At 69.9% G+C, this 22,597-nt stretch carries 27 protein-coding genes and 2 pseudogenes; 24 read left to right on the top strand and 5 right to left on the bottom strand.

The features are described 5' to 3' along the window. Positions 1-366 precede the first annotated feature (366 nt). Positions 367-684, bottom strand: coding sequence for a hypothetical protein (locus ACT2CW_RS46580; RefSeq protein WP_445520970.1), 318 nt, complete (start codon positions 682-684; stop codon positions 367-369). 385 nt (positions 685-1,069) lie between these two features. On the opposite strand from ACT2CW_RS46580, the gene ACT2CW_RS46575 reads away from it, so the two are divergent. The 18 genes from ACT2CW_RS46575 (at position 1,070) to ACT2CW_RS46490 (ending at position 15,792) form a co-directional block, all read left to right on the top strand. Beyond that, on the top strand, positions 1,070-1,828 hold the full coding sequence (locus ACT2CW_RS46575) for an ATP-binding protein (RefSeq protein ID WP_445520969.1): 759 nt from the start codon (positions 1,070-1,072) through the stop codon (positions 1,826-1,828). Between the two features lie 355 nt (positions 1,829-2,183). Next, positions 2,184-2,480, top strand: coding sequence for a hypothetical protein (locus tag ACT2CW_RS46570; protein WP_445520968.1), 297 nt, complete (start codon positions 2,184-2,186; stop codon positions 2,478-2,480). Positions 2,481-2,609: 129 nt separating this feature from the next. Continuing rightward, positions 2,610-2,915 carry a WhiB family transcriptional regulator gene (locus tag ACT2CW_RS46565; protein ID WP_445521000.1) on the top strand — a complete coding sequence of 102 codons (306 nt, stop codon included), beginning with the start codon at positions 2,610-2,612 and terminating at the stop codon, positions 2,913-2,915. 149 nt (positions 2,916-3,064) lie between these two features. Beyond that, positions 3,065-3,286, top strand: coding sequence for a DUF5999 family protein (locus tag ACT2CW_RS46560; protein ID WP_445520967.1), 222 nt, complete (start codon positions 3,065-3,067; stop codon positions 3,284-3,286). Between the two features lie 174 nt (positions 3,287-3,460). Next, positions 3,461-3,658, top strand: coding sequence for a hypothetical protein (locus tag ACT2CW_RS46555; protein ID WP_445520966.1), 198 nt, complete (start codon positions 3,461-3,463; stop codon positions 3,656-3,658). A gap of 226 nt (positions 3,659-3,884) precedes the next feature. After that, positions 3,885-4,148, top strand: a complete 264-nt coding sequence (locus ACT2CW_RS46550) for a hypothetical protein (RefSeq protein ID WP_445520965.1) — start codon at positions 3,885-3,887, stop codon at positions 4,146-4,148. Next, positions 4,145-5,890, top strand: a complete 1,746-nt coding sequence (locus ACT2CW_RS46545) for a DUF2637 domain-containing protein (RefSeq protein ID WP_445520964.1) — start codon at positions 4,145-4,147, stop codon at positions 5,888-5,890. The genes ACT2CW_RS46550 and ACT2CW_RS46545 overlap by 4 nt, the downstream gene beginning before the upstream one ends. A 355-nt stretch (positions 5,891-6,245) precedes the next feature. Further along, complete coding sequence (locus ACT2CW_RS46540) at positions 6,246-8,312, top strand: hypothetical protein (RefSeq protein WP_445520963.1); 2,067 nt, start codon at positions 6,246-6,248, stop codon at positions 8,310-8,312. Between the two features lie 144 nt (positions 8,313-8,456). Beyond that, positions 8,457-10,892 carry a DNA translocase FtsK gene (locus tag ACT2CW_RS46535; RefSeq protein WP_445520962.1) on the top strand — a complete coding sequence of 812 codons (2,436 nt, stop codon included), beginning with the start codon at positions 8,457-8,459 and terminating at the stop codon, positions 10,890-10,892. A 2-nt stretch (positions 10,893-10,894) separates the two neighbouring features. Beyond that, entirely contained in the window at positions 10,895-11,203 is a 309-nt protein-coding gene (locus ACT2CW_RS46530) for a hypothetical protein (protein ID WP_413804232.1), read from the top strand. Between the two features lie 111 nt (positions 11,204-11,314). After that, positions 11,315-11,974 carry a hypothetical protein gene (locus ACT2CW_RS46525; RefSeq protein ID WP_445520961.1) on the top strand — a complete coding sequence of 220 codons (660 nt, stop codon included), beginning with the start codon at positions 11,315-11,317 and terminating at the stop codon, positions 11,972-11,974. Positions 11,975-12,256: 282 nt separating this feature from the next. Continuing rightward, positions 12,257-12,826, top strand: coding sequence for a hypothetical protein (locus tag ACT2CW_RS46520; RefSeq protein WP_445520960.1), 570 nt, complete (start codon positions 12,257-12,259; stop codon positions 12,824-12,826). Between the two features lie 354 nt (positions 12,827-13,180). Further along, positions 13,181-13,603, top strand: coding sequence for an RRQRL motif-containing zinc-binding protein (locus tag ACT2CW_RS46515; RefSeq protein WP_445520959.1), 423 nt, complete (start codon positions 13,181-13,183; stop codon positions 13,601-13,603). A gap of 20 nt (positions 13,604-13,623) precedes the next feature. Next, positions 13,624-14,037, top strand: coding sequence for an NUDIX domain-containing protein (locus tag ACT2CW_RS46510; RefSeq protein ID WP_445520958.1), 414 nt, complete (start codon positions 13,624-13,626; stop codon positions 14,035-14,037). Between the two features lie 16 nt (positions 14,038-14,053). Then, positions 14,054-14,329: a hypothetical protein gene (locus ACT2CW_RS46505; protein ID WP_445520957.1), complete on the top strand. Its 276-nt coding sequence runs from the start codon at positions 14,054-14,056 to the stop codon at positions 14,327-14,329. 124 nt (positions 14,330-14,453) lie between these two features. Then, complete coding sequence (locus ACT2CW_RS46500) at positions 14,454-15,071, top strand: hypothetical protein (protein WP_445520956.1); 618 nt, start codon at positions 14,454-14,456, stop codon at positions 15,069-15,071. Then, entirely contained in the window at positions 15,068-15,421 is a 354-nt protein-coding gene (locus ACT2CW_RS46495; RefSeq protein ID WP_445520955.1) for a hypothetical protein, read from the top strand. Before ACT2CW_RS46500 ends, ACT2CW_RS46495 begins: the two co-directional genes overlap by 4 nt. A 116-nt stretch (positions 15,422-15,537) precedes the next feature. Next, complete coding sequence (locus ACT2CW_RS46490) at positions 15,538-15,792, top strand: hypothetical protein (protein WP_445520954.1); 255 nt, start codon at positions 15,538-15,540, stop codon at positions 15,790-15,792. Between the two features lie 189 nt (positions 15,793-15,981). On the opposite strand, the gene ACT2CW_RS46485 is transcribed toward ACT2CW_RS46490, so the two are convergent. Genes ACT2CW_RS46485 through ACT2CW_RS46475 form a run of 3 tightly spaced genes read right to left on the bottom strand, consistent with a single transcriptional unit; the run spans position 15,982 to position 17,451 of the window. Continuing rightward, positions 15,982-16,272 (bottom strand): hypothetical protein, encoded by a 291-nt coding sequence (locus ACT2CW_RS46485; RefSeq protein ID WP_445520953.1) that lies wholly within the window; start codon positions 16,270-16,272, stop codon positions 15,982-15,984. 31 nt (positions 16,273-16,303) lie between these two features. Next, entirely contained in the window at positions 16,304-16,879 is a 576-nt protein-coding gene (locus tag ACT2CW_RS46480; protein ID WP_445520952.1) for a hypothetical protein, read from the bottom strand. Beyond that, entirely contained in the window at positions 16,876-17,451 is a 576-nt protein-coding gene (locus ACT2CW_RS46475) for an RNA polymerase sigma factor (RefSeq protein ID WP_445520999.1), read from the bottom strand. Before ACT2CW_RS46475 ends, ACT2CW_RS46480 begins: the two co-directional genes overlap by 4 nt. Before the next feature lie 816 nt (positions 17,452-18,267). Between ACT2CW_RS46475 and ACT2CW_RS46470 the strand changes: the two genes are divergently transcribed. The 5 genes and pseudogenes from ACT2CW_RS46470 to ACT2CW_RS46450 form a co-directional block, all read left to right on the top strand. Next, entirely contained in the window at positions 18,268-18,945 is a 678-nt protein-coding gene (locus ACT2CW_RS46470; RefSeq protein ID WP_445520951.1) for a GGDEF domain-containing protein, read from the top strand. Then, positions 18,942-19,400 (top strand): annotated as a pseudogene (locus tag ACT2CW_RS46465) (ASCH domain-containing protein). Before ACT2CW_RS46470 ends, ACT2CW_RS46465 begins: the two are co-directional and overlap by 4 nt. Then, the gene (locus ACT2CW_RS46460) at positions 19,397-19,681 is read left to right on the top strand and encodes a hypothetical protein (RefSeq protein WP_445520950.1); all 285 of its coding nucleotides are present in this window, start codon (positions 19,397-19,399) and stop codon (positions 19,679-19,681) included. Before ACT2CW_RS46465 ends, ACT2CW_RS46460 begins: the two are co-directional and overlap by 4 nt. A gap of 22 nt (positions 19,682-19,703) precedes the next feature. Beyond that, positions 19,704-20,006 carry a hypothetical protein gene (locus ACT2CW_RS46455; protein ID WP_445520949.1) on the top strand — a complete coding sequence of 101 codons (303 nt, stop codon included), beginning with the start codon at positions 19,704-19,706 and terminating at the stop codon, positions 20,004-20,006. 179 nt (positions 20,007-20,185) lie between these two features. Then, positions 20,186-20,285 (top strand): annotated as a pseudogene (locus ACT2CW_RS46450) (LysR family transcriptional regulator); the annotation flags it as partial. A gap of 18 nt (positions 20,286-20,303) precedes the next feature. Here the strand turns inward: ACT2CW_RS46450 and ACT2CW_RS46445 are convergent. Beyond that, entirely contained in the window at positions 20,304-21,425 is a 1,122-nt protein-coding gene (locus tag ACT2CW_RS46445; RefSeq protein ID WP_445520948.1) for an asparaginase, read from the bottom strand. Positions 21,426-21,743: 318 nt separating this feature from the next. Here ACT2CW_RS46445 and ACT2CW_RS46440 point away from each other — a divergent pair, with 318 nt between their 5' ends. Further along, positions 21,744-22,319 carry a hypothetical protein gene (locus ACT2CW_RS46440; protein WP_445520947.1) on the top strand — a complete coding sequence of 192 codons (576 nt, stop codon included), beginning with the start codon at positions 21,744-21,746 and terminating at the stop codon, positions 22,317-22,319. Positions 22,320-22,597 lie beyond the last annotated feature (278 nt).

The following is a 22,597-nucleotide window of genomic DNA, read 5'->3' as shown; positions in this document are numbered from 1 at the left end:
GGACCTTCGGGGAAGGGATATTGGTTTCCCCGCCCGTCAGGGTGGGGTGGCCCCCCCGGGGCCGTGGCTGCTCGTACGGCAGTCAGCAGCCCGCGGATGGCCGTCCCCGGGGGCTGATCTCATGCAACTGGATTTGGTTGGGTTGGCGGGTGCGGGGATTTTGCGCATGTGCTCAGTGATTGCTGTGGGGCGGGCGTGTTTCTTGTCTGTTTTGCCCAGCGGGAAGGGCTGTTCGGCGGGGCTGAAATTCTGGCCAAGGCTTTACTGGGATTTACTTTCTTGTTTGCCGTGGAGGGTGGCGTTGATGTTTGAGCGTAAAGTTGCCGCCGTCGGTGAGAGTTCGACGGCGGCAACATCTCCCGTGTTTTACGGGTAGCAGTTCGAACTGGTGCTGATCCGTACCCCGTTGGGGTACACGCTGGCGCCGTACATCCTGAGGTCCCAGATCGTGTTGGGCTGCCCTTCGCCCAGGCAGCTGGTCTGGCCGTTGCTGTAGCGGATGTACGCGACGTCGTCGTTGCGGGTGTTGACCGCGTAGTAGATGTCAGTCCGGGAGAACGACTGCCACCCGGAGGTGACGTCCTGGAACTGCCCGACTTTCGTCTTGGACGCTGTGTAGAAACAGACCTTCGGGTAGTCGCAGCCGAGAGCGGCAGCTTGTGCTGGTCCGCCGGTTGCCAGCACAGCAGCGGCACTCAGGAGCCCAGCACACCCGAACACTCCTAATGATCTCTTGAAGCCCTTGAACATAAATCCCCCCATCTCTTCAGCGTTGGGAAAATTCAATTTAGCGAATGCCGCTTCAATGCTGAGAGGGGGAATTCTGGCCAAGCTTGGGATCCAACCGCCGTGACCGACCTGCGGGCAGCGGTCACGGCGGCCTGACAACTGCTCCTACCAGCAACCACGGCCCCGGCCACTCCGTACTCGGGTTGGCCGGGGCCGTGGCTGCTCGTACGACGGCTGCTCGTACGACAGCCCGCAAAACGATGACGGCCCCGGGGCGCAATCCCGGGGCCGTCGTCGGTCGCCAACTCGATGGAGAGAGGAATCGACCTTGCGAACCATCATGACAGCTCCCCCGCCTCCGCGCGTACACGCGGGAGATAGCGACCCGAGCATCCCGGAGGCGCTGCACCGTGTCCGGCACGCTCACCAGGAGCGGCCGCAACTCCCCACCGTGCCCGGCCTGCACGTCCGGCATCGTGTCCGTGGCTTCGTTGCCCAGATGACTGCCTCGCCCGTCACGCTCAGTGTCGTGAGGCAGCTGGTCGGCACGGTGCCCGTGGTATACGGAGCGGACAGCGAGGCAGCCGGGACCGCGCAGCTGGTGGTCTCCGAGCTCATCAGTAACGCCGTACGGGCCTGCGGTGACGGCTCGCTGCTGGTGGTGGAGGTCCACGCCACCTCCGGCGGCGGCATCGCCCTCGCCGTTCACGACCCCGCCGGGCACCAGTTGCCGACCCGTTGTACGGCGGTGATGGACAGCGACGTCACCGAGTCCGGTCGGGGCCTGCTCCTGCTGGACGTGCTCGCCCCGGGCTGGAGGGTCGAGCGCTCGCCGCTTGGCAAGCAGCTCCGGTGCCACATTCGTGGTGCGAGTGCTGATCAGGGTTGCATCTGCGGAAAGCCCGCGGACGACTGCACGTGCAAGGACCACCCGTGGCCGGGCAAACGGACGGCGGCGCCGCCGACGGCGTGTGACTGGTGCGGTCAGCGTGACCACGACCCCATCAAGCCCCAGGACGACGACTTCGTGCCCACAACCGGGGCGGACATGACCGCCCCCGGCCTGGGCCAGGGGCAGCCCGTGGGGGTGTCGGCATGATCCTCATGTTCTTTGGCTGTGTCGGCATGACCGACGAAGAGCGCCAGCGGATGGAAGAGGAGCTCCGGCAGCGCAACGAGCAGAGTCGCCGAGACCAGCAGGCCCGTGGCTGATCTCCTCCGGATGGCCCGTGCCGCGCAGGACCGCGCGGCACGGGCCATCGCCGCTCGCGGCCCTGTGCACCCGATGGCCCGCGCTCTGGTCGAGGACGCCGCTGTGGCAACGAACAGAGCGCTGGACCGAGGTCATCCCGTCCACGCCATCCACCCGCCTCGAGGGATTCCGCGTGTGCGCACACAGCCCCGCGACGACGCCGAAACCGCGTGATCCCCGCTCACCGAGAGGACCTTTGACGTTGAAGAGCATCCCCTTGCCGTCTGCTGACGACGAGATCGGCCCGCGCCGCCCCGGCGCCATCTACCAGAACGTCGACGGGCGCTTCGAGGTCCTGGCCCTGATCAGAGACCCGCTTAGGGCAGCGGCGCTCCTGGGCCGTGCTGGCGCGCGGTGGACGGTGATCGTGCGCGACACGCTGCGCCCTGACGGGCAGCCGTTCCCGGTCGGATCGGCCTGGACCGACTCCGACTATCTGATCCGGCCTGGCAAAGCCGACTCCAGCTCGATCGCGGGCGCTTTCGCCCGCGCTGCTTGACGAGGCACCGGGACATCCGTCCCGCTGCGGCCAGTCGGTCACGGCGTCACCGACATCCACCCGCCCACCGGCACCAGCCCGACAGCGGGACCCGTTGACACACGCATCCAGGGAGGATCCGTGAAGCACATCGTGCGCACCACCGTCGCCCAGAGCCTCGCCTCGGACGATCGCGACCGTGATTTCCGTGCTGGCGCGGCCTGCCGAGATGAGGAGCCGGACCTGTTCTTCCCGGTCGGCAACACCGGCCCTGCCCTGCTGCAGATCGAGGAGGCCAAGGCCGTGTGCCGCCGCTGCCCGGTCATGGAGACCTGCCTTCAGCGGGCGCTGGACACCAACCAGCACTACGGCGTCTGGGGCGGAATGAGCGAGGACGAGCGGCGCGCATTGAAGCGCCGGGCCGCCCGCAAACGCACCGGCAACACCAGCGTCTGATCGCAGCCCTGCGCTGCCCGGGCGCCACCGGACCGGCTTCTGCCCGGACCGGTGGCGGCGGAGAACGCAGGGACCGCATCCAGCAGGCGACCACACGGTCCCGCTGACTTCCGGTCCACACCTGCACCGGCAACCAAGGGAGATCACTCATGGCAACAACCCCCGCTTGCCCGCACACGCCGCCGTGCCCGCTGGCCGGCAGCTCCGACCGGGAGGCCGCCCATCTGGTGGCGCACCACCCGGAGCAGGGCTGGAGCCTGCTGTGTAACGGCGTTCTCCTCTTCGAGGACACCGGCGAGCTGCTGCCCGATGGGCGGGCCATCGCCCCGCACCGGCCGCTCACCGGCCAGCACATCAGCGTCGCCGCTTGAGCCTTTCTGTTGGTTGTCTTCTCCGCTTCGCTCCCGCCCGGCGGGAGCGCCAGACAACTTTCTGCCCGCACCGCAGCACTACCTCGAGTCGGCCGCCCGTACCCCGGGTGGCCGCGTTGTTCCGCCTGCTGCTCCTGGCGACAGTCCAGGAGCGATACGTCGAAGGAGTCCTCGATGGCCGGGATATTCGCCCGTCTGACCAGCCCGTTGCGCCACATTGACGCCGACCCGGACCAGCTGGTCCTGGAGGCGTACAAGTTGCTCCGGGATGCGGAGAAGAACCACGGTGTCTGGCCGGAGATGACGGCATACACCGGGATGGCCACCGTGAAGATTCAGATTGCCCAGTACCTCAAGGAGCACCGCGGCTGACGGCCGCCTGGAGTCACCTGCCGCGGCCCCGGCCGGAGTTGTTCTCCGTCCTGGGGCCGGCGGTTCTCCCGCTTTGCCACGACGGCTTGGGTCGTGGCGGGGGCGGAGAGCCGGAATTGGCTCGGCAAAGAGAAAGAGGCCCCACGCCCGGGGCCTCTCCTTTGTTCTCGCGATCCGCTGACAAGGGAGCGATTCGCATGGCCAACGCTACCAGCGGGGGTGCCCGGTGAGTACCACCGCCACTCCCTCGGACCTCGACAAGACCTCGGCAGACACCTATGTGGCGCGCAGCCCGTTGTCGGCTCTGCTGGCCACGCTCACCGCGCTGGTCGCTACCGTCCTGGCCTTGTTCGACCTGTTCGTGAACGGCCTGTGGCCGACCTGTCTGCACCTGGCCGTCGGCCTCGCCGTGTTCGGCGCGGTCCGGCTGTGTGTCGGCCTGGCCCTGGATCCGTTCTTCCCGACCGACGACTCGGAGAGCAGCACATGACCGCCGTCGACATCCGCAAGCCCGACGTGATCCGTCCGGACGGCGACGACGACTCCCGCTCCTGGGGCGTCCCCGGCCCGGCCGACCACCCCGACCACGGCGAGGACCAGGAGCCGGAACGGCACGATGTTCCGGAACAGGCGTCGAAGCCGGACAACCCGCGCACCATGCGGCTACTCGCCGTCATCGCCGGCGTCGGCGGCTTGGTGCTCGCCGGGATCGGCTTCACCGGCTCCTACAACACCCTGCGGCACCTCGCGGAGGGCAAGGGCTTCGGCACCTTCTCCTACGCGTTCCCCATCGGCATCGACGCCGGCATCCTCGTCCTCCTGGCGCTCGACCTCTATATGACGCGCAAACGGATGCCGCTGCCGGTGCTGCGCTGGGCCGCGCACGGCCTGACCGCCGCCACGGTCGCCTTCAACGCCGCCGCCCCGACGGGGCCGGTGTCGGCCGACCCGCTCGCGGCATCCATGCACGGCGTAATCCCGGTGCTGTTCATCATGGCCGTGGAGGCTGCCCGCCACTACATCGGCCGGATGGCCGACCTGCTGGCCGGCGCCACTCCGCTCGGGTCGGTCCCGCTGACCCGATGGATCCTCGCCCCGCTGTCCACACCCCGCCTGGCCCGCCGGATGCGGCTGTACAACCTCTCCTATAAGGAGGTTGCCGCTCAGCATCAGCAGCTGCGGATCTACCGCGAAGGGCTGCGTCAGAAGTACGAGAGCGCCCCGGAGAGCTGGCGCAAGGCGGCGACGCCGGACGAACTGCTGCCGTTCAAGCTCGCCCCGTTCGGCTTCGATGTGGAGAGCGCTCTGGAGGTGCCGCTCCAGGAGGAGACCAAGCTCATCGAGCGGAAGGCGCGGGCGGCTGTTCAGCGGGCCGAGGCCGAGATTCAGCGAGTGAGGACTGATGTTCAACTCGGAGAGGCTCGCATTCAGGCGGAGGTCGACAAGATCCGGGGCGAGGGGCGGTTGAAGATCGCCAAGGCCGAAGCGGAACGCGAGGCTCAGGCGGAGATTCAACAGGTCGAAGCCGATGCTCAACTGCGCGAGGCGAAGCGTCAGCACGCGCTCAAGCTCGCTGAGGACCAGGCTGCAGCTGAAGCGCAGGAGCTCGCCGACGAGACCGAGAAGCGCCGCACCCTCGCCCGGATTGAGCGGGAGAAAGTGCAGGCCAGGTGGGGTCTGGAGCAGCAGCAGATGGCCACGGAGGCCACCGAGCACGAGCGCCGCATCCAGGCCGATGCCGCTGCCCGCGCCCAGCGCGATGAGGCCGCCCGGCAGGCCGGCATCGCGGAGCAGGATCAGCGCCGCGCGCGGGCCCTGGCCGAACAGAAGCGGGCCCTGGAAGAGGCTGCTGAACACGAGCGGAAGGAGGCTGAACACCGCGCCGCGACGGTGAACGCGGCCCGTCAGGAGCAGATCGCAGCAGAGGAGATCGCCACCTCGAAGGCCCGGGAGGAGGCCGCGATCGAGGAAGCCGCTGAGCACCGGGCGCGTGCCGCTGAACACGAGGCCCGTGCGGTTGAAGCCGCTGCGATGGCCCGCATGTCTCAGGTCGACTGGGACGTGCACCGGGTCGTCGCGATGATCCAGGCCCGAGGGGAGAGCGCGGTCACCGTCCGCGTCATCGCCGAGGAACTGGGCATCTCCACCGGCTCTGCGCAGGACCGCAAGACCCGCGCTGTTGACCTCCTCAAGGGCGGCGGCAACGAAGTTCCGGAGCAGGCAGCAGCCTGAAAACGGAATCTGATCTGAGAGTTTTCCTGGCCCCCACGGTCGTCCCTCGCACCTCCCCTCCGACGCGCCGCCGGACAGGGTGGGTGCGGGGGCCGGCCGCGGCCGCCAGGCCGACCGCCTTACCCGCTTCATCCCGCACGAACCGGACCGACCAGCGGCCCGGAAAGCACCTTTTGCACCCTACCCCTGTCGTTCACGGAAAGTAGCGGCGAGGCGAAGCGAAGCGAGGCGAGGCGAGGGAAACACCCCCTCCCAGCTCCCTGCTGAGCCCCCTAGCCGGGGGTGAAGGGGGCTTCGCACTCGCGTCGCGCCGCCTCGCCTCGCCTCTCCGCTACGCAATGTGAGGAGATTCGTCGTGGCAGACACCGCGACCGCGCCCCCCGACACCACCATCGACAGCGCCAACAGCGAGGGCCCCGACACCGCCGAATACCCCGTCGACACCGAGCCCTCGAGTGGCGCCGGCCTGGCCCCGGAGCCGAAGAAGACCAGCCACGGACGCCCCCGGGCGCTGCCGCTCCTGATCCATGGCGGCAACACAACCGGAATCGCAGCAGGCGTCGCGTACGGCGCCGCCGGAGTGCCCGGACTCATCGCCGCTGGCGCGGCCGGAGCAGCGGTCGGTGCTGCCGCGCTGGCCAGCCGTAAGAAGCGTTCGAAGGTCGCCACCGTCCGCAAGGTCACCACCGGCAATCGCTCCGGCGGCGGCTTCGGCCGGTCTGGGGGAGGCGTGGGCAAGGGCGGCCTGTTCGGACGCGGCGGTGGTCGCGGCCGGGGCGGCGGTGCTGCCGGTGGCGGCGGCCGCGGCCGCACGAACGGCACCGGCTCCACCGGGACCGGTGCCGGACGCCGACCCGGCGGCCGCCACGCTGCAGGCGGCGGCTCCGGCCGCGGCCCCGGCGGCCGCGGAAGCGGGAATGGGAAGAACGGGCGCGGCCCGGGCGGCCTGCCCGGCGAAGGTGGCCGCCGTAAGAACAAGGGCGGTATGGGCGGTGCCAACAGCCCCGGTGCCAACACGCCCAAGGGCACCGGCGGCGGCAAGAACCAGGCCGGGAAGGCTGGTGCCCACCAGCAGTCCCGCTCCGGCAAGGCGTGGCAGACCCTCAAGGGCTGGGGCAACAGGATGCGCCGCAAGAACGGCGGCGCGGGCGCTGGGGCCTCCGGCTCCGGGAACTCCGGTTCCTCCGGCGGTTCCGGCACCGGCGGCAAGGGCACCGGCACCGGATCGTCTACGCCCGCAAAGACCCGTCTCGGACGCGCGCTGCGGAAGATGCGCGGCTGGGCGGGCAGGCTGCGCCGCTCGAAGAAGGGCAAGAACGGCAGCTCCAACGGCTCCGGTAGCAGCGGCCCGGCAGCGGGCCGCTGCTACCGGTTGCGCCGCGTCGCCGCCCGCAAGCTCGGGCACTGGGCGCGCTGCGTCGGCGCCGGGTTCCTCGCCGGACTCGGAGGGTTGCTCACGCTGCCCCTCGGACTCCTGTGGGGCGCCTGGCGCCTGCTCACCCGGCACCGCGACCCGCTGGGCGGGTTCGCGTTCCCCGTCCGCATCGCCGGACGGATCTGGCGGTTCTTCTTCCGCCGCTCCAAGGCCCGCCACGACAAGGAAGCCCAGGCGGACCAGCTCACCCTCAAGGTCAACAACCCGAGGAAGGACACCGACCCCGTGACCGGACCCTCCCTGACCGCAGGCACCACGGTGCTGGACGGCAACAACAGCAAGTTCGCCATGGCCATGCGCGCCGCGCACTCCGCCTACACCGGCTATAGCCCGCGCAGCATGATGGAGGTCGCCGCCGAATACGCTGGCCTGCCCAACGGCATCCGCGCCGCGGCGATGGCTGTACAGCAGATGGCCGTCAACTCCGACCAGAAGTACCCGTGCAGCAAGCGGGCCATCGCCAAACTGAGTGAGGCGTGCCAACGGCTGATCAACGCCGCGTCCCGCGCGGACAACATGGTCGCCCTCTTCCGCTACGCCCACGCGTTCGACATCGAGCGGATCGTCGCCCCGCGGACGAACGAGTGGATGTGGAACGTCACCCCGACCGGGGCCGACGCCCCCGAGGGCGCGATGTTCATGCCCGGCCGGATCGAGTCCGGATGCGTCCTGATGGCCGTGCTCTACCGCACCTTCGAACCGGTCCACATGATGCAGGTCGGCAGCGAGTTCCAGGGCACCGCCTACGGGATCACTGCCCTGGCCGACTGCATCCACGCCCTGCACCAGCGCACCCGCGACCTGTACCCGGTCGACGACCGCGTTACCGACGAGCTCGGCATGCTCGAGTCAATGATCCGCGCGGCCGGCGACGACGCCGACATGGCCGCGAAGCTGTTCCTCGAGGACCACAGCCGGGAAATCAGCCACAACATCAACCCCCGCAAGGGCCCGGCTGCCGAGTCCATGTGGAACACCCCCCGCTGACCCACATCCCCCCCAGTACGACCCGCACCACCAGGAGCCGATGGCCGGACCCCGACCCCCGGGGCCGGCCACCGGCTCTCTTGCTGCCTATCGCCTTGCTGCCCTCGCCCCCGCCTTCCTGACCAGGATGGAGAACTCTTCCCCATGTCGATGCGTCACTGGGACTGGTCGCTGCCCAGCGGCCACACCACCTTCCTCGGATACGCCAGCGAGACCGCCGCCTCGATGGTGATGCTCGCCCCGATCACCGGACTGCCCTGGCAGGCCGCCGCCGTCACCCTCACCGGCGCGGCCGCCGCCGGGACGGTCCACGACCTGCGCGAGGGCACCACCGTCGGCACCCTCACCACCCGCGCCCTGTCCTGGCTCACCGCCGCCGGATGGGCGTCCTGGGCGCTGGCGACCGCGCCCCTGACCTCCACCGGCTGGGCAACCGGCCTGGGCCTGGCCGCCGTCGGCCTCGCCGCGAACGCGTCGGCGACCCGTACGGAGCCCACCCGCTCCCAGCGCAAGCGGTTGCTGAAGCTGCGCCGCGAGTCGGTCGGCATCCTGCGCGACTGGGAAGACCGCATGGCGCGCGTCGCCCGGATCGAGAAGTGCCAGGGCAAGGACGTGCAGCACTGGCCCGGGAAGGTCGGCTACACCGTGGAGATGGACCTGCCCGACGGCGGGACCACCATTGACGACCTCAACGGCTACGGCCCGAAGTTCGCCAGCGACCTGCGCCTGGCCGACGGCTGTGGTGTGGAGATCTTCCCCGGCGCCAACCGCGGCACGATCCTGATCGAGGTCACCCTCAAGGACGTCATCAGCGAGGACATCCCCTACCCGGAGGACTACTCCGAGATCAGCCTCACCGAGCGGTTCCCCTTCGGTATGCACCGCAACGGCGAGCCGGCCCTCGGCAGCCTCTGCAACGACTGCGGCATCCTGATCGGCGAGACGGACGCGGGCAAGACGAACTCGCTGCGCGTGGTCACCGCCCAGCTCGCCCGGATGCCCGACGCGCTGATCTGGGCCATCGACATCACCGGCGGTGGCGTCGCCCTCCCGTGGATCACCCCGTGGGCCACCGAGGGCCTCGCCTCCGCGCCGATCGTCGACTGGATCGCACACACCGAGGACGAAGCCCGCCTCATGCTCAAGATGGCCGGGGAGATCATCGCCGCACGCAAGGCCGGATACCAGCAGCTGATGCGCGAGCAGAAGACCGACAACAAGCTCCCGATCAGCCACGAGATCCCCGGCATCGTCATCATCTGCGACGAGACCGCCTCCCTGCCCTTCGACATCAAGGAAATGGTCGACAAGGTCGAAGAGGAAGGCCGCGCGATGCGCGTACGGGCGCTGGTCGCGGCCCTGCGCGCCACGCAGGACGCCATCACCGCGATGATGAAGCTCATGTCGAAGTGGCGTGTCGGCATGACCGTGAGCGACCCGGAGGAGCTGGCCTACCTTTTCCCCGGCTACATCAAGATCGACCCGAAGGACGCGCCCGTCGCAGGGTCCGGCTGGACGATGCACACCCGGCTGGGGCCCAAGAAGCCCACCGCGATGAAGGTGTGGCGCCTGGTCGACGAGCTGATGGACAAGATCTGCGCGGCGACCGCCGGGCGGCGGCCCAAGCTCGATGAGCTGTCCGCGTCCGTCGACAGTGGCGCGCACTACCCGCAGCGGTGGGCGCGCACCCTGCCGGACCTCTACAAGGGCCAGAAGCTCACCGAGTCCGCGCAGTACGCCATCGACAATGCCGGGGAGATCATTCCCGCCTCCACTCTGCTCGCCTCCGACCCGGCCCCCGCCGCGTCGGCCGGCACTACCCAGGCGGCCCCGGCCGTCTCGGTGCCGCAGGGCTTCGAGGGCTTCGGAGGCGCGGCGGAGCTGTTCGCCGCCGTCACCGCCAGCCTGGACCCGACCGCCGCACCGGTCGCCGTCCCCGCAGACCCGCCCCCGGCGCCGGGCTCCGCCCCGCAGGCGGCACCGCTCCCCCGCCCAGCCCGCCCGGTCGACCCGCGCGAGAGGGGCTGGGAGCTTCTGGTCGCCGCCGGTGAAGACGGCTACTCGCCCAAGGCGCTGCACGAGATGCTCAAGCAGCTCCTGGGCGAGGACGTCGCACCGGCACAGCGCACGGTCGGCGGCTGGCTGCAGACCTGGGCCAAGGACGGCAAGGCCATCAAGGACGATACGCGGCAGTACACCCGCTACGTCGCCCGCGAAGCCGCTGCCCAGCAGCCCAGCACCGCCCCGACCGGACAGGACACGGCGGCCCTGCCTGAAGGCATCGACGGCACCTTGGTCCTCCAGGCCGTCGAACTGCTCGTGTCCACCCAGTTCGGGTCCACGTCGATGCTCCAGCGCAAGCTGCGCATCGGCTTCGCCCACACCGAGAAGCTGATGGACTTCCTCCACCAGCTGGGCATCGTCGGCCCGTCCGACGGCTCCACGGCACGCGAAATCCTGGTCTCGACGCAGGACCTGGAGGCGACCATGATGAGGCTGGCCGACGAACTCGGCTACACCGCCCGAGACTTGGGCGCGATGGGCCTTGCGGCCGCCGCCGCTTCGCACACCAAGGAGTGACCATGTCCTTCGAGACAGCGGATGAGGAGATCGAGCGCCTGGAGGCCGAACGACACTCCTACAGCGAGACCTTCAAGAACACTGCCGAGTCCGACACCGTCACCCGCGCGCACCTCCAGACGGAAATGGACCGGCGCACCGCCCGGATCCAGGAGCTCCAGCAGCACCAGCCGCTGGGGTTCTTCGCACGCTGGGGTCTGCGCGCCGCCTCCCTCGCCCTGCTCTGGGGCGCCTGGGAGGTCGGCCCGTGGTGGGCGAAGCTCGGCTGCGTTCTCCTCGCTGCGTTCCTCGCCTTCTACAGCCTCGGCTGAACCACCGCCCCGTCTCACGGCCCACCCCGGGCCCCAAGGACCCGCCCAGCCACCCCGGCCGGGCGGGTCCTTCGCGTTCCCTACCACCCTCTCCCCCGCCAAGGAGCACCCGTGGAACCCCGCGACCTCACCCTCACCGAACAAGTTCAGCGAACCGAGCACGCCCCGCCGGCGCCCGGCATGCCGACCGTCGGCCTGCCGTACGACGGCCTGGAGGAGATCTGGGCGCTGTTCCCCGAGGCCCGCCCTGGCACGCAGACCACCGGCCTGCCGATCCCGGCGGCTCCCGCCCACGCCGCCGCCGGTCTCTACACCGACGAGGCGTACATGGCCCGGGTCTACGACCTGGTCCGCAGGGAGGAAACCCTCACCCACATCCGCGCCCAGTACCAGCAAGCGGCCATACAGGCAGCCCTCGCCCCGGTCGCGGTCCACCCGCAGATCGTGACCCCGGCGTCGGCGCCCCCACCCCTGCCCGCCCCGACCCAGCCGCAGCGCGTGGTGCCGGCCTTCGTCTGGAAATACAGCGCGCTGACGTTGTCCACCGGGGGCGGCATCGCGCTCGCCGGGATCGGCGTCGGCGCCGCAGCACCCACCCTCGCGCAGATCCCCGCCATCCTCACCGCGACCGGCCAGGCCGTGATGAGCCTGGCGGGCCTGTTCGCGCTCGTCTTCCTCGCACTCGCCGCACGCGGCGCACGGAGCGGCAAGGGAGGCACCACGGTCAACATCCGCAAGGCGGTCTTCCGGCGCAACAAGTTTCACGGATGACCCGGGCCGCCTGCCTCGCCCCCGTCCCGCCCGTCCCCGGGCACCGGGGACGGGACAGGCCGCCCGGCCCGCACCACCCCCACCTCGACAAGGAGCAGCCACACCTTGGCACCCAACGACACCAACACGACCCCAGACAACGACCGCACGACGAACACGAAGAAGGAGTACCCGCGCCTCGCCTCCGCCCGCGCCTGGTGAAACAAGGCGTGGGGCGAGGGCGGCATCCTGCACGAGCTGTGGGAGGACGTCCGGCACGCACCCAACGCCGGATGGCACGGCATGGCTAACTGGATCAAGGCCGTCGCCGCCATCGCCGTCTTCTCGTTCGTCGTACTGCTCTTCAACGGCGCCGTCGAGATCATGCTGGATGCCACGCACCGCCTGCTGACCGCCGCGCCGAACGTCCAGGTCGGCGACAGCACCTCAACCGGCGTGTGGGCCACGATCGACAACCCCGTCCGCTCCTACATCGCCGCCCACTCCGTCGGCTTGCCGATCAGCGCCTCCACCGTCTACACCCTGTGGCAGGCCGTCGGCCTGTTCTCCCTGACCACCGGATTCATCACCCGAAGCAACGGCGTGCGGCTGACCTGGACGGCCTGGGGCGCGGCGAGCATCGCAATGGTCTGGACAATCACACCGGGCACCTCGCGCACCGTCGCCACCGCCATCGCCGTCCTCGCCTGGACGATCGCCTCCGCCTTCGCCCTGCGCGGGCTCAACCTGCGCCCACGGGTCTTCGCCTCCGTCCACACCGGCGCCCCTCAGGTCACCGTCCAGCCCCAGATCCACGTCCCCGCCCAGCCCGACGCAGGCACCCCGCACAACGTCCGCCAGCTCAACAGCTGATCCCGTCGCTCTGCCTGGTCCTCGCCCACCCGTCACCGGGTCGGCGAGGACCGGACAGGCCGGCTTGCTCAACCACCCCACCGAGCGGCCGCCACGCCGATACCAACTTCCGCCGCCCCCGCCGCCCGCCCATCCGCACCCGCGCCCCGCCGACAAACCCGATGTCGGCGGGGCACGGGTGCGTGCTGCCCACCGCCGTCTGGAGAACCCGCTCGTGCTCATCCCCCGACCACGCCGTCGGATCGGCCGGCCCCGCCCCTTTCGCCCCGGCCCCCGCTACCCACAGCGCCCCGCCCGGTTGCCCGCCGCCTGGGGGCACTGATGCCGCGCTCCAGGAAGGGGCGCCGCCGCGAGGTGAAACGAGTACCGCGCAGCAGCGCGACCATCGAGGAGTACGACCGCGGCGCTGTCCCCGAGGGCCTGCTCACGCGACGGCAGTTACGGGAACAGAAGCTGAGCCCCGGCGGGCAGGACCCGGTCGCGATCCTGCGCTGCAAGGCGTGCGCCTTCCAGCCTGAATGGTCATGTACCCATCCCACTCGCGCCTGGCTGTGGCGGCGTGACCTGGCCAAGCCCAGCCGCGTCCCAACCCTCGCTCAGGAATGGGCACTGGACCGCGCAATGGCCGCCAGGCAGACCTGTCCCAAGTGCAAGCGCCGCTACTACTTCTGTCTCCCGCTGCGCACCCAGGGCTGGTGCGACCCGTGCCACCACGGCTTCGAGCCCAGCCCCGACACCTACATGACCTCCCCGGCCACGCACCGTCTGGCCGCCTGATCCGAGAGGACACCAGCCCCATGACCACCGACACCACCGACGAGACGATCCGCACCGCTGACGTCGTCCTGCTTGCTGCTGGGCAGGTCCTGCTGATCAAGCGGGGGTGGGCCCCGTATAAGGGCTGCTGGGCCCTGCCCGGCGGTCACGTGGATACCGGGGAGACCAGTCTGGCCGCCGCGGCGCGTGAACTGGAGGAGGAGACCGGCATCGCTGTCTCCACAGCCGAACTCCGGAAGGTGGCCTCCTATGACGCCCCTGGCCGCGACCCCCGCGGCCGGTACGCCACCGTCGCCTACACGGCCACCCTGCCCTCACCCGTCCCGCCGAGGGCAGGGGACGACGCCAGCGCCGCCCGCTGGTGGCCCCTGGACGCGCTCCCCCACCTCGCGTTCGACCACGCCGAAATCCTCGCCGACGCCGCGCCCCGCTGACGTGAACGCCCGCCGCGTGCGTATCGCACTGCTCCTCGCCGCCACCGTCCCGCTCACCGCAGCGACGGCCGCCGCCGCACTCAAGGCCAGCCACCTCAAGCTCTACGCCGACCGGCACCGCCTCGAGATCACCGCCCGGCCCCGGCCCAACTGCCCGCACTGCCACGGCGAAGGCGGCTGGTGGACCGGCGGCGCCTTCCCCGAGATGGAGACGTGTGGGTGCTGGTCCGACCGGCGCGAGCTGCGTCTCCGAATCCTGCCCGTCCCGGCCTGGGACGAGCTGCCGTTCTGAACACCACCGCCCCGGCCGGAATCCGGCCGGGGACGGTGTCATCACGGGGCGCCCGCAGCATCGGCAAGAGGCCGGCCGCCCCGACACCCTGCACCCCGAATCCGAGATGAGGAGTACCTCCAGCATGACCGATCGCATCCGCGCCATCGAGGGCCTTGCCCTGGTCGCCGCCCTGACCGCCGTCTTCGACGGGGTCCATCCCCTGGGGGACCAGTTCGTGCAGCGGGCGCACGACGCGTCGACCAAGGCGATGCACGGCTCCCACCTTGTCTACAAGAGCGACGGCTCCCCGGTGGAGGAGAACCCGTGGCGGCACGGCAAGGAGGGCCGCACCTGCACCGCCAGCGCCTACGGCCGCCGCTCGGTGAGCCGACACGTCGCCAGCTACAGCGCCGTACAGCTCGCTTCCACCCTCGCCGTCACCCGCACCCTGGGCTACCGCGTCCCGGCGGCCGCGCTCCTCACCGGCGCCGCGATCAACGCGATCACCCACGGCATCATCGACCGCCGCGACCCGCTGCTCTGGCTCGCGGAGAAGACGGGCAAGACTGGCTACATCAAGCACGCCACCGTCGTCCGCAAGGCCGGCGGCGAGGGCACCGAGTACCCCGAGCCCGTCCAGGACATCTCCGGCCCCGGCACGGCGCTGATGGAGCTGGACCAGGCGGCCCACCGCGCGATAGGCGTCGCCGCCGCCCTGGTCACCACCTGGATCACCCTGCGCAAGGGCAGTCGCCGGTGACGCCGGCCGCCCGTACCCGGCTGGAGCGCGTCCGATCCTCCGCCGGGATCGCGATGCTCGCCCTCCAGCAGATCGAGGACGAACTCGCCGGCGACGACGTCACCGCCCAGGAGCTTGCGGAGATCGTGCGCGAGCTTCACCGCGAAACCGACCCGCAAGAGGGCCTCTTCGGCGCCCTGGCGCAGCTGCTCACCACCGCTGCCCGGGCTGCCGAACGGCTCGAGCCCGATCACGATGGCGATGCGTCGTGCCCGCTGCACGAAGCGGCCGCGCTCATCACCGGCAACACCGGGCTCCGGGCCTACTACGCCACCCGTGCTCTCGACCCGCAGGGAGAACGCGCCCCATAGTCCGGTCGGTCTCCGTCGGCCCCGCACCCCTTCGCTCTGGCGCGAGGGGTGCGGGGCCGGCGGTTTCCGCCCGGTCACCCCGGACTGGCGCCCTTCCCCGAAGGAGAAGCACGAGCATGACCACCATCACCCGGCGCGGCCTGTACGAACGTGCCATGAGCCTGTTCGGCCGCCGTATCGCCTACGAAAGCACCACAGCGGTCAACGAGCGGCTGGGACAGCAGACCGCGGCCGTCTACAGCCTGCACCAGCAGCGAGTCCGCCGCCCAGCGGTGGAACCAGCGCCTGGCAGGCGACACCGTCGACAAGGTTCTCGCCGCATCCGGCGCCAGCCCGCAGGCCGTCACCTACGCCCGCGGCCGCGCCGCTGACCTGGCCACCGCAGCCCAGCACCAGGCGCGCTTCGACGCGTACGTGCTCGACACTCTGCGCGGCGTCAACCTCGACAACCCCGTCCCGGCCGCCGCCTGACGGACGCTCCGTGCCGCCCCGGCCCCCGTCCGACGGAGACCGGGGCGTGCGTGGTGGTCCCTCACTCCCGAGTACCGGTGATCCTGGCGTCAGGCGCGCTGCTGGCGGGCCGCGAATCGTTGGATGGTTTCACCGGCGATCAGAACGATCGCGATGACGACCACTGCCCAGAGGGACTGCCGTTCAACGGTTCCGGTCGTGATGTAGACGGCGAGGCCACTTGCTGTCAGCGTGCCGGTCTTGTCGGCCAGCCCATGCCGGTGGAGAAGAGGCTGGATAGGCGGAATGGGGATGGACGCACGTGGCCAGCCCTGACGAGTACGTGGATCCGGCAGCGCTTGCTCGTGCTGTGCCGATGTTCTGTGTGGGTTGTGGCGCATGATCCTTCCCGCAGGAGTCGTGAGCTCAAGGTCAGACGCGGTCGCGATACTGGGTGAACTGCCGCAACGCGGTACGAACAACTTGGAATCGAGTGACTTCGGCATGCATCTGCATGACAGTGCGTGCGGCCGCACGGGCGGTGAAGGCTCCCGCAGCGGCTACTGAGCTGGTGGCTGCTACGAGCGTGATGGTGACGGCTGTGTCTGCCCCGAGTGAGCTCGACACTACGGAGATGAAAGCGGCGAGGGCCCCTGCAAGGGCGAACATCAGGCTTGTGGAGATCTGGATGGCGGTCCTACGGGTGAGAAGCGGACGAGTGCTGGTGGACTCGGCCAGCGGCCGTTCCTGACTTGCGGTTGCCTGCTGTTTGGCTGTTCGGCGCGCGACTTCCGCTTGGATCGCCTGGATCTCCGCGGTGGTGTCTCCTTTGGGCTCATAGTGCTGCTGAAGGGCTGCTTCCAGGGTGCGGAGTTGCTTGGCGGCATCTGCTCCGGAACGGCGTCCTCGCCCGCGGAGGGCTGCCAGGCGCCCCTCCACGATGGCGTGCCGTGAGGAGGGGGGCTGGCCGTTTCGGGGGCGGCGCTGGCGTGCGCGTCGGGCCTTCATGCGGTCTCTCCTTTCAGCATGCCGTGCGGACGGAGCGCGGCGAGGGCGTAGTGCCTGTTCAAGGCCCGCTTGGCCCTGAGTACATTGGTTGAGACGGTGGCTGATCGGATGCCGAGGATCCCGGCGGTGACGCGCGGAGTGAAACCGATGTACTCGCGGAGGAGGAGAGCGTTCCGCAGTTCCGGGCTGAGGACGGTCTTGATCGTGTCGAGCAGTTCTGCGAACTCGAGAGCCGTCTCAGGGCTCAGCGTCTCTGCCACCGAGAACCACATGCCGCCCTCGGGGACGACCTCGGTCGCAGAAGACCTCTTGACGGCGGCGGAGCGGTTGTGATCGATGGCCGTCTCGGTGGCAATCTTCCGGAGAAGGGCCTGCGGACTGTTGATCCTTTCTCCGCGGTTGAGGCGGGTGAGGAGGCGAATGAAGGTCTCCTGAGCTATGGCGTCGACATCAGCACCCTTGTCGGCGACGATGAAGATCACTGCCTTCACCATGCCGAGATGCGCGTTGTAGATCTTGGTGAACTCCGCATCCGTCGGGTCACCGTTCGGGGATTTGTCGTCGGAGAGCATGGTCACGGATGGGTCACCACACACTCGTCGTCGGCGTTCCATCGCCGCAGGGCGACGGTGTCCGCTCGCGAACATCGGTCATACCTACTAAGCCGATCCGCATCGCAAAACTTCGACTCCCCATTCTTCTCAGGTCTCCGCGCGGGCCCCAGAACGCCGACCGCGGTCGTGTAGGGCCCGGCCACGTTGTACGCGAATTCCACCGACTGATGCCACCGCCGACCAGGTGGCCAGATCTGGAGGCTGTTCTGGTCGCGCACGACGTCCTGCGTGCCCGTGACGAATACCTGGCGAGGTTCGAGCACTGGCGCCCCCGCGCCCTGCCCCCCGACGGTCGCCAGCGGGACGTCGAACAAGACGTACAGGGGGAACTGATGCCCTGTCAGCAGTTGGCGCGGGCCAAAATCGGGCGAGTCAGCGACGACAGGCGGTGCTCAGCTCGTGCCGAGGACATCGGCGACGACGCCGGTTCAGCCGCGCGGGCGGCGGGTCGGCATGGACAGGGCATGGTGCCTCGGGCCGCGGACACCAACCCGCTGGACCGGAAGGGGTAGCAACTGGCGCAGTAGGCGCACTGACTTGCCGCGCACGCCTCCCACTTCGCCGCCTGCCCCATTTGGGCTCAGCTCGTCGCCGACGACGCCACTGGGAGCTCGACTGGCAAAGGCCAAGGCCGCGCCCTGGGCGAACCACGGCCTGCTCGGCACCTACAGCCCGATTTGAATCCGCCCCGGGACAGGCGCACATCGGCGTCCAAACCAGTTCGCCTGCCCCGGGCCATCCCAACCCGTACGAGACGAGAGGGAGAGCCCCAGTATGAACTCCGTCCTGCGTGCACAGGCCCGAATCGGGCAGCGCGCACTCTTACTGACCACCGCCGCCATCCCGGTGACCGGCTGGACTGTCCACGCCATCGCCCTGCACCGGCGCCTGGCCGCCGCGAAGAAGGACCCGCTCACCGGGCTGCTGCGCCGCGACGCCTACACCGCCCGGGCCCGGCAGGTCCTGCGCCGCCACGGTGACGACGTGTGCCTGGTCCTGGTCGACCAAGACCACTTCAAGGACGTCAACGACTCGCTTGGCCACCCGGCCGGGGACACGGTGCTACGTGCGACCGCCGACCGGCTCACGGCCTGGGCCGGACCCCGCGCGTCTGTCGGCAGGCTGGGCGGTGACGAGTTCGCCGTCGTGCTGCCCCTCCCCCGCGGCCGCCGCGACGCACGCCTCGAGCAGCTGATGCGGATGCTGCACACCCCGGTCACCCTCGAGGACGGTCAGGTCATCGACGTCGCCGCCTCGGTCGGCGCCGCGACCCCGGACGCGATCGGCACACGCGACCTGTCCCTGTTGCAGCGGACCGCCGACGCGGCCCTCTACGAGGGCAAACACTCCGGCCGCGCGCACCTCGCCACCAAGAAGCACGCGACGGCGCCGTCCGTCAACGGCCGACGCTCGGGCCGCCCGGGCACGCACCTGTGGGGACGAGCCGCATGAGCGCCGCCAAGCCCGTGCTGCCGGAAGGCGACTGGATCCGCGGCATCACCATCAAGCAGCCGTGGGCCACCTGCATCCTCACCGGCGCCAAGACGATCGAGAACCGCTCCGGGCAGCGGAAGCCGGGCTGGAGGCCGGGCTGGGTGCTGCTGCACGCGGGCCAGCGGATCGACCGGCCCGCGCTGCGCATCCCGCTGGTCGCCCGTACGATTCACGGCCGCCAGATGCCGACCGGCGCCGTGATCGGAATCGCCCGCATCACCGACTGCCACTAGGACCCCGCCGGGGAGCAGCCCTGCACCGAGTGGGCGGAGCCCGGTGTGTGGCACCTGACGCTCTCTGACGTCCAGGGGCTTGCCCTGCCCGTCCCTGCCGGCGGACAGCTCGGTCCCTGGAAGCCGTCGCCGGACCTGGTGGCGCAGGTGCTCCAGCAGTTGCCCGCCTTCCGGCCGTGAGCACGCGACGCAAGAACAAGAAGCCGCTGTTCGAACCGGGCCTGATCCCGGCCCCCGGCGGCCTCCTCGAATGGCGCGACAGCCAGCACTTCGACCGCTGGCAGGACCGCCCCTGCGCGCTGTGCACCCAGCCCACGCCCATGCGCTCCCACTACGGCGAGCCCGTACACAAGGCGTGCGCTGAGGACTGGATCGCCGCGAACCCCGCCGAGGCCCGACGCCAGGGGCGGTTCGCCTCCGACCTTCAGCCCAAACGCCAGCGCGCCGACGACCACGTCTGAACCCTCCACCTGGAGGCCCCTCATGAGCAGGACCCCGCAGCACGACATCGACCCCGCCCGCGTCACGGGATTCCTCACCCAGCCCGACGCCGCCGCCGCACCCGTCCATCTCAGCGTCGATGCCCTGGAGGTTCTGGCCGCCGCGCCGATGGGAGCCCTGCACGGCATGGTCCTCGACCGGTACGGCCCCTACCGCTGCGTATTCGACGCCGACACCACGACCGTGCCTGTCTTCACCGAGCACGGTGCCTGGGTCGGCGAGGCACCGAACCCGGACGCCATCAGCGACCTCATCGACGCCTACGAAAACGGCAGTCCCCACTGACGCCGCCACATCGCAGAACAGCCCACCCCAGAGCAGAACGCGCGCGTCGTCAGCACCGGCACACCCCGAGCGCCGTGCCCGCCTCCTCCGCGGGCACGGCGCTCCGTCGTCACATCACCCGCAGACAAAGGAGCCCTCACGTGACGAATTGCGAGCGGTAGACACCATCCTCGGGTCCGGTGCCCGTCCCCGCGCCGCCTCCCCTGTCGGTCGGCTGGGCCGTACGCCGCTGGGACGCGCTCCCTCCGCCGCCGGGCCTTCGCCGGTACCGTCGCCCGCAGCTGCGCGAGTTGCCCCCTACCGCCGGGTGATGAACTGCGCGGTGCCCAGGGTGGCGAACCACTTCCGGATCTGGCTCTGGTCATCCGTCGCGGCGAGCGAGAGGAGGAGCAGCAGACGGGCCTTCTGCGCGGTCAGGTCCTCCGCTCCGATGACGCCGTCGGTGTGGTCGTCGTAGACGGAGCCGTTGCCGGTGCGGGTCGTGGAGGCGAACAGCACACCGTTCTTGACGGCGTCCTCGCGCGCTTTCGACATGGCCGGGGAGATGCCGCCCGCGCCGGTTCCGGCGGTGACCACGCCGTCCGCGCCGGAGTCGGCGAACGCCTTGACGGCGTCACCGCTCGCGTCCTGGTAGCTGTAAGCGATCTCGATCTTCGGCAGCGCTTTCTTGGCGATCCGGTCGAGGTCGAACGGCGTCTTCCAGGTCTTCTTCCCGCACTTCTGGACCCGGGCGGGGGCCCGGTTCAGCCGGATGTTGTCCTGGTCGATGACGCCGAGCTCACCGCTGTCCCCGCTGGTGAAGGTGTCCATCCGCAGGGCGTTGGTCTTACGGACCTCGCGGGCGGCCTGGATCTGGTCGTTGAGCATCAGCACGGTGCCGTAGCAGGTCGTCTTCCGGCTGGCGGCCAGGTGGATGGCGTTGTAGAGGTTCGCGGGGGCGTCCGTGCCGATCACCGTCCACGGGCGCATGGCGCCGGTGAGGATCACGGGCTTGTCGCTGCGGACCGTCAGATCCAGCCAGTACGCGAACTCCTCCATCGTGTCGGTGCCGGTGGTGACGACGACCGCGTCGTTCTTCTCCAACTGGGCGTCGACCGTGGCTGTCAGCCGACGGTAGTCGGCGATCGAGTAGCCGCTGGAGCCCTTGTTGCCGAACTGCTCCGTGGTGACGTCGGCGACGGAGTCCACCTCCGGCTTGAGGTCGCCGACGAGCTTCGCTATCGGCAGCTTGCCCGCCTCATAGTCCTGGAAGGACACCCGGCTCTTGCTGACACCGGCGATGGTGCCTCCCGTGCCGATGACGGCGACCTTCGGAAGGGCCTTCTTCTCCTGTTCCGCGCCGGCGACCGGCGCGGTCGTGCCGACGGCGGCGGTCAGGAGGGTGAGCAGCACGGTGGAACGGCGGGTGAGCGTGCGCATGGGCGGCGTTCTTCTCCTCGGCGGGATGTGCACTGCCACTACCTGGACGGATGCGGCGGAAAGAAACATTCCGCATGCATGTTTCTCGGGAATTCGGTGATCGTGAACAGATGATTGCGGCACGACTCGCACACCATGTCGAGTTCGAGCGTCTCCGGCTCCTGCGCGACCTACGGCATCGCGCTCGCCGAACTCCGCATGGACAACGCCTCCTGAGCTGACGGCCGCCCGCACCGCCCCAACCCGATCGCCACAGGTTGGGGCGGTGCGGAGGACCGGACAGACCCACCCCCACCCACGAGAGGAGGACCACGCCTCATGACCGTTGTACAGCTCGCCTCCGCCCGCCGGGACCAGGACGACCGCCCGCACCACGTCGATGACACCGGCCTGGAGCCGATCGCCGCCCTGCACCAGCGGGTAAAGGCCTTTGACCTGGCCCAGCGGGAGCGGGAGCGAGGTGAGGAGGCCGCCTTTCAGGCTGTGCTGACCGCCAACGCCGTGCTCACCGGCTCCTTCCCCGACACCCTCGACACCGTCGTGCAGTCCATGTCCTGGACCGGGCACCCGCCCTCCCCGGACATGCGGCTGATGGCCTCTGCGGTCACCTACCTCGGCTCCGCCGACGGGCAGCGCGGCTGGTGGCTCCACTACACCCGCCGCGAGGAGAGCATGGGCGAGGACGGCGACCTGGCCCACATCCTCACCCTCATTGCCCCCTGCTCCTGCGGCACCTACCTCACCGTGGAACTGGCGGACGAGGACCACCTGATCGTCCTGCTGGACGAACTCCACACCCCGCCCGGCGCCCCGGTCGACTGCGACTACCGCTTGCGGATCCGCGCCGGCAGCTACGCCGACCCCACCCACACCAGCACCGAGCCGCCCTTCTGAGCTCGCCCATACAGCTATGCACAGGCGCCAGCGAGGCACTCCGATCCGCGGCTGGAGATTCTCCACCTGGCCGATGAGGCCGGTTCACGCCACAGCTACGTGAGCAAAGATGCCGCCAGCGTGGGCCCCGGCCAAGACGACATCCCTGGCCTTCACCCGCACTTCGGTGCCAAGACCATCCCACCTGAATCCGCCCCGGGACGGCCGCCTACGGCCTGAGAAACCAGCCGGCCGCCCCCGGGCCACACCCATCCCGCCCGCAGGCGAGAGGAGCACCC

The organism is Streptomyces sp. NEAU-174 (assembly GCF_052665095.1).
Note: the sequence above shows the minus strand (reverse complement) of the source record. Positions and strands in the feature narration are given on the sequence as shown.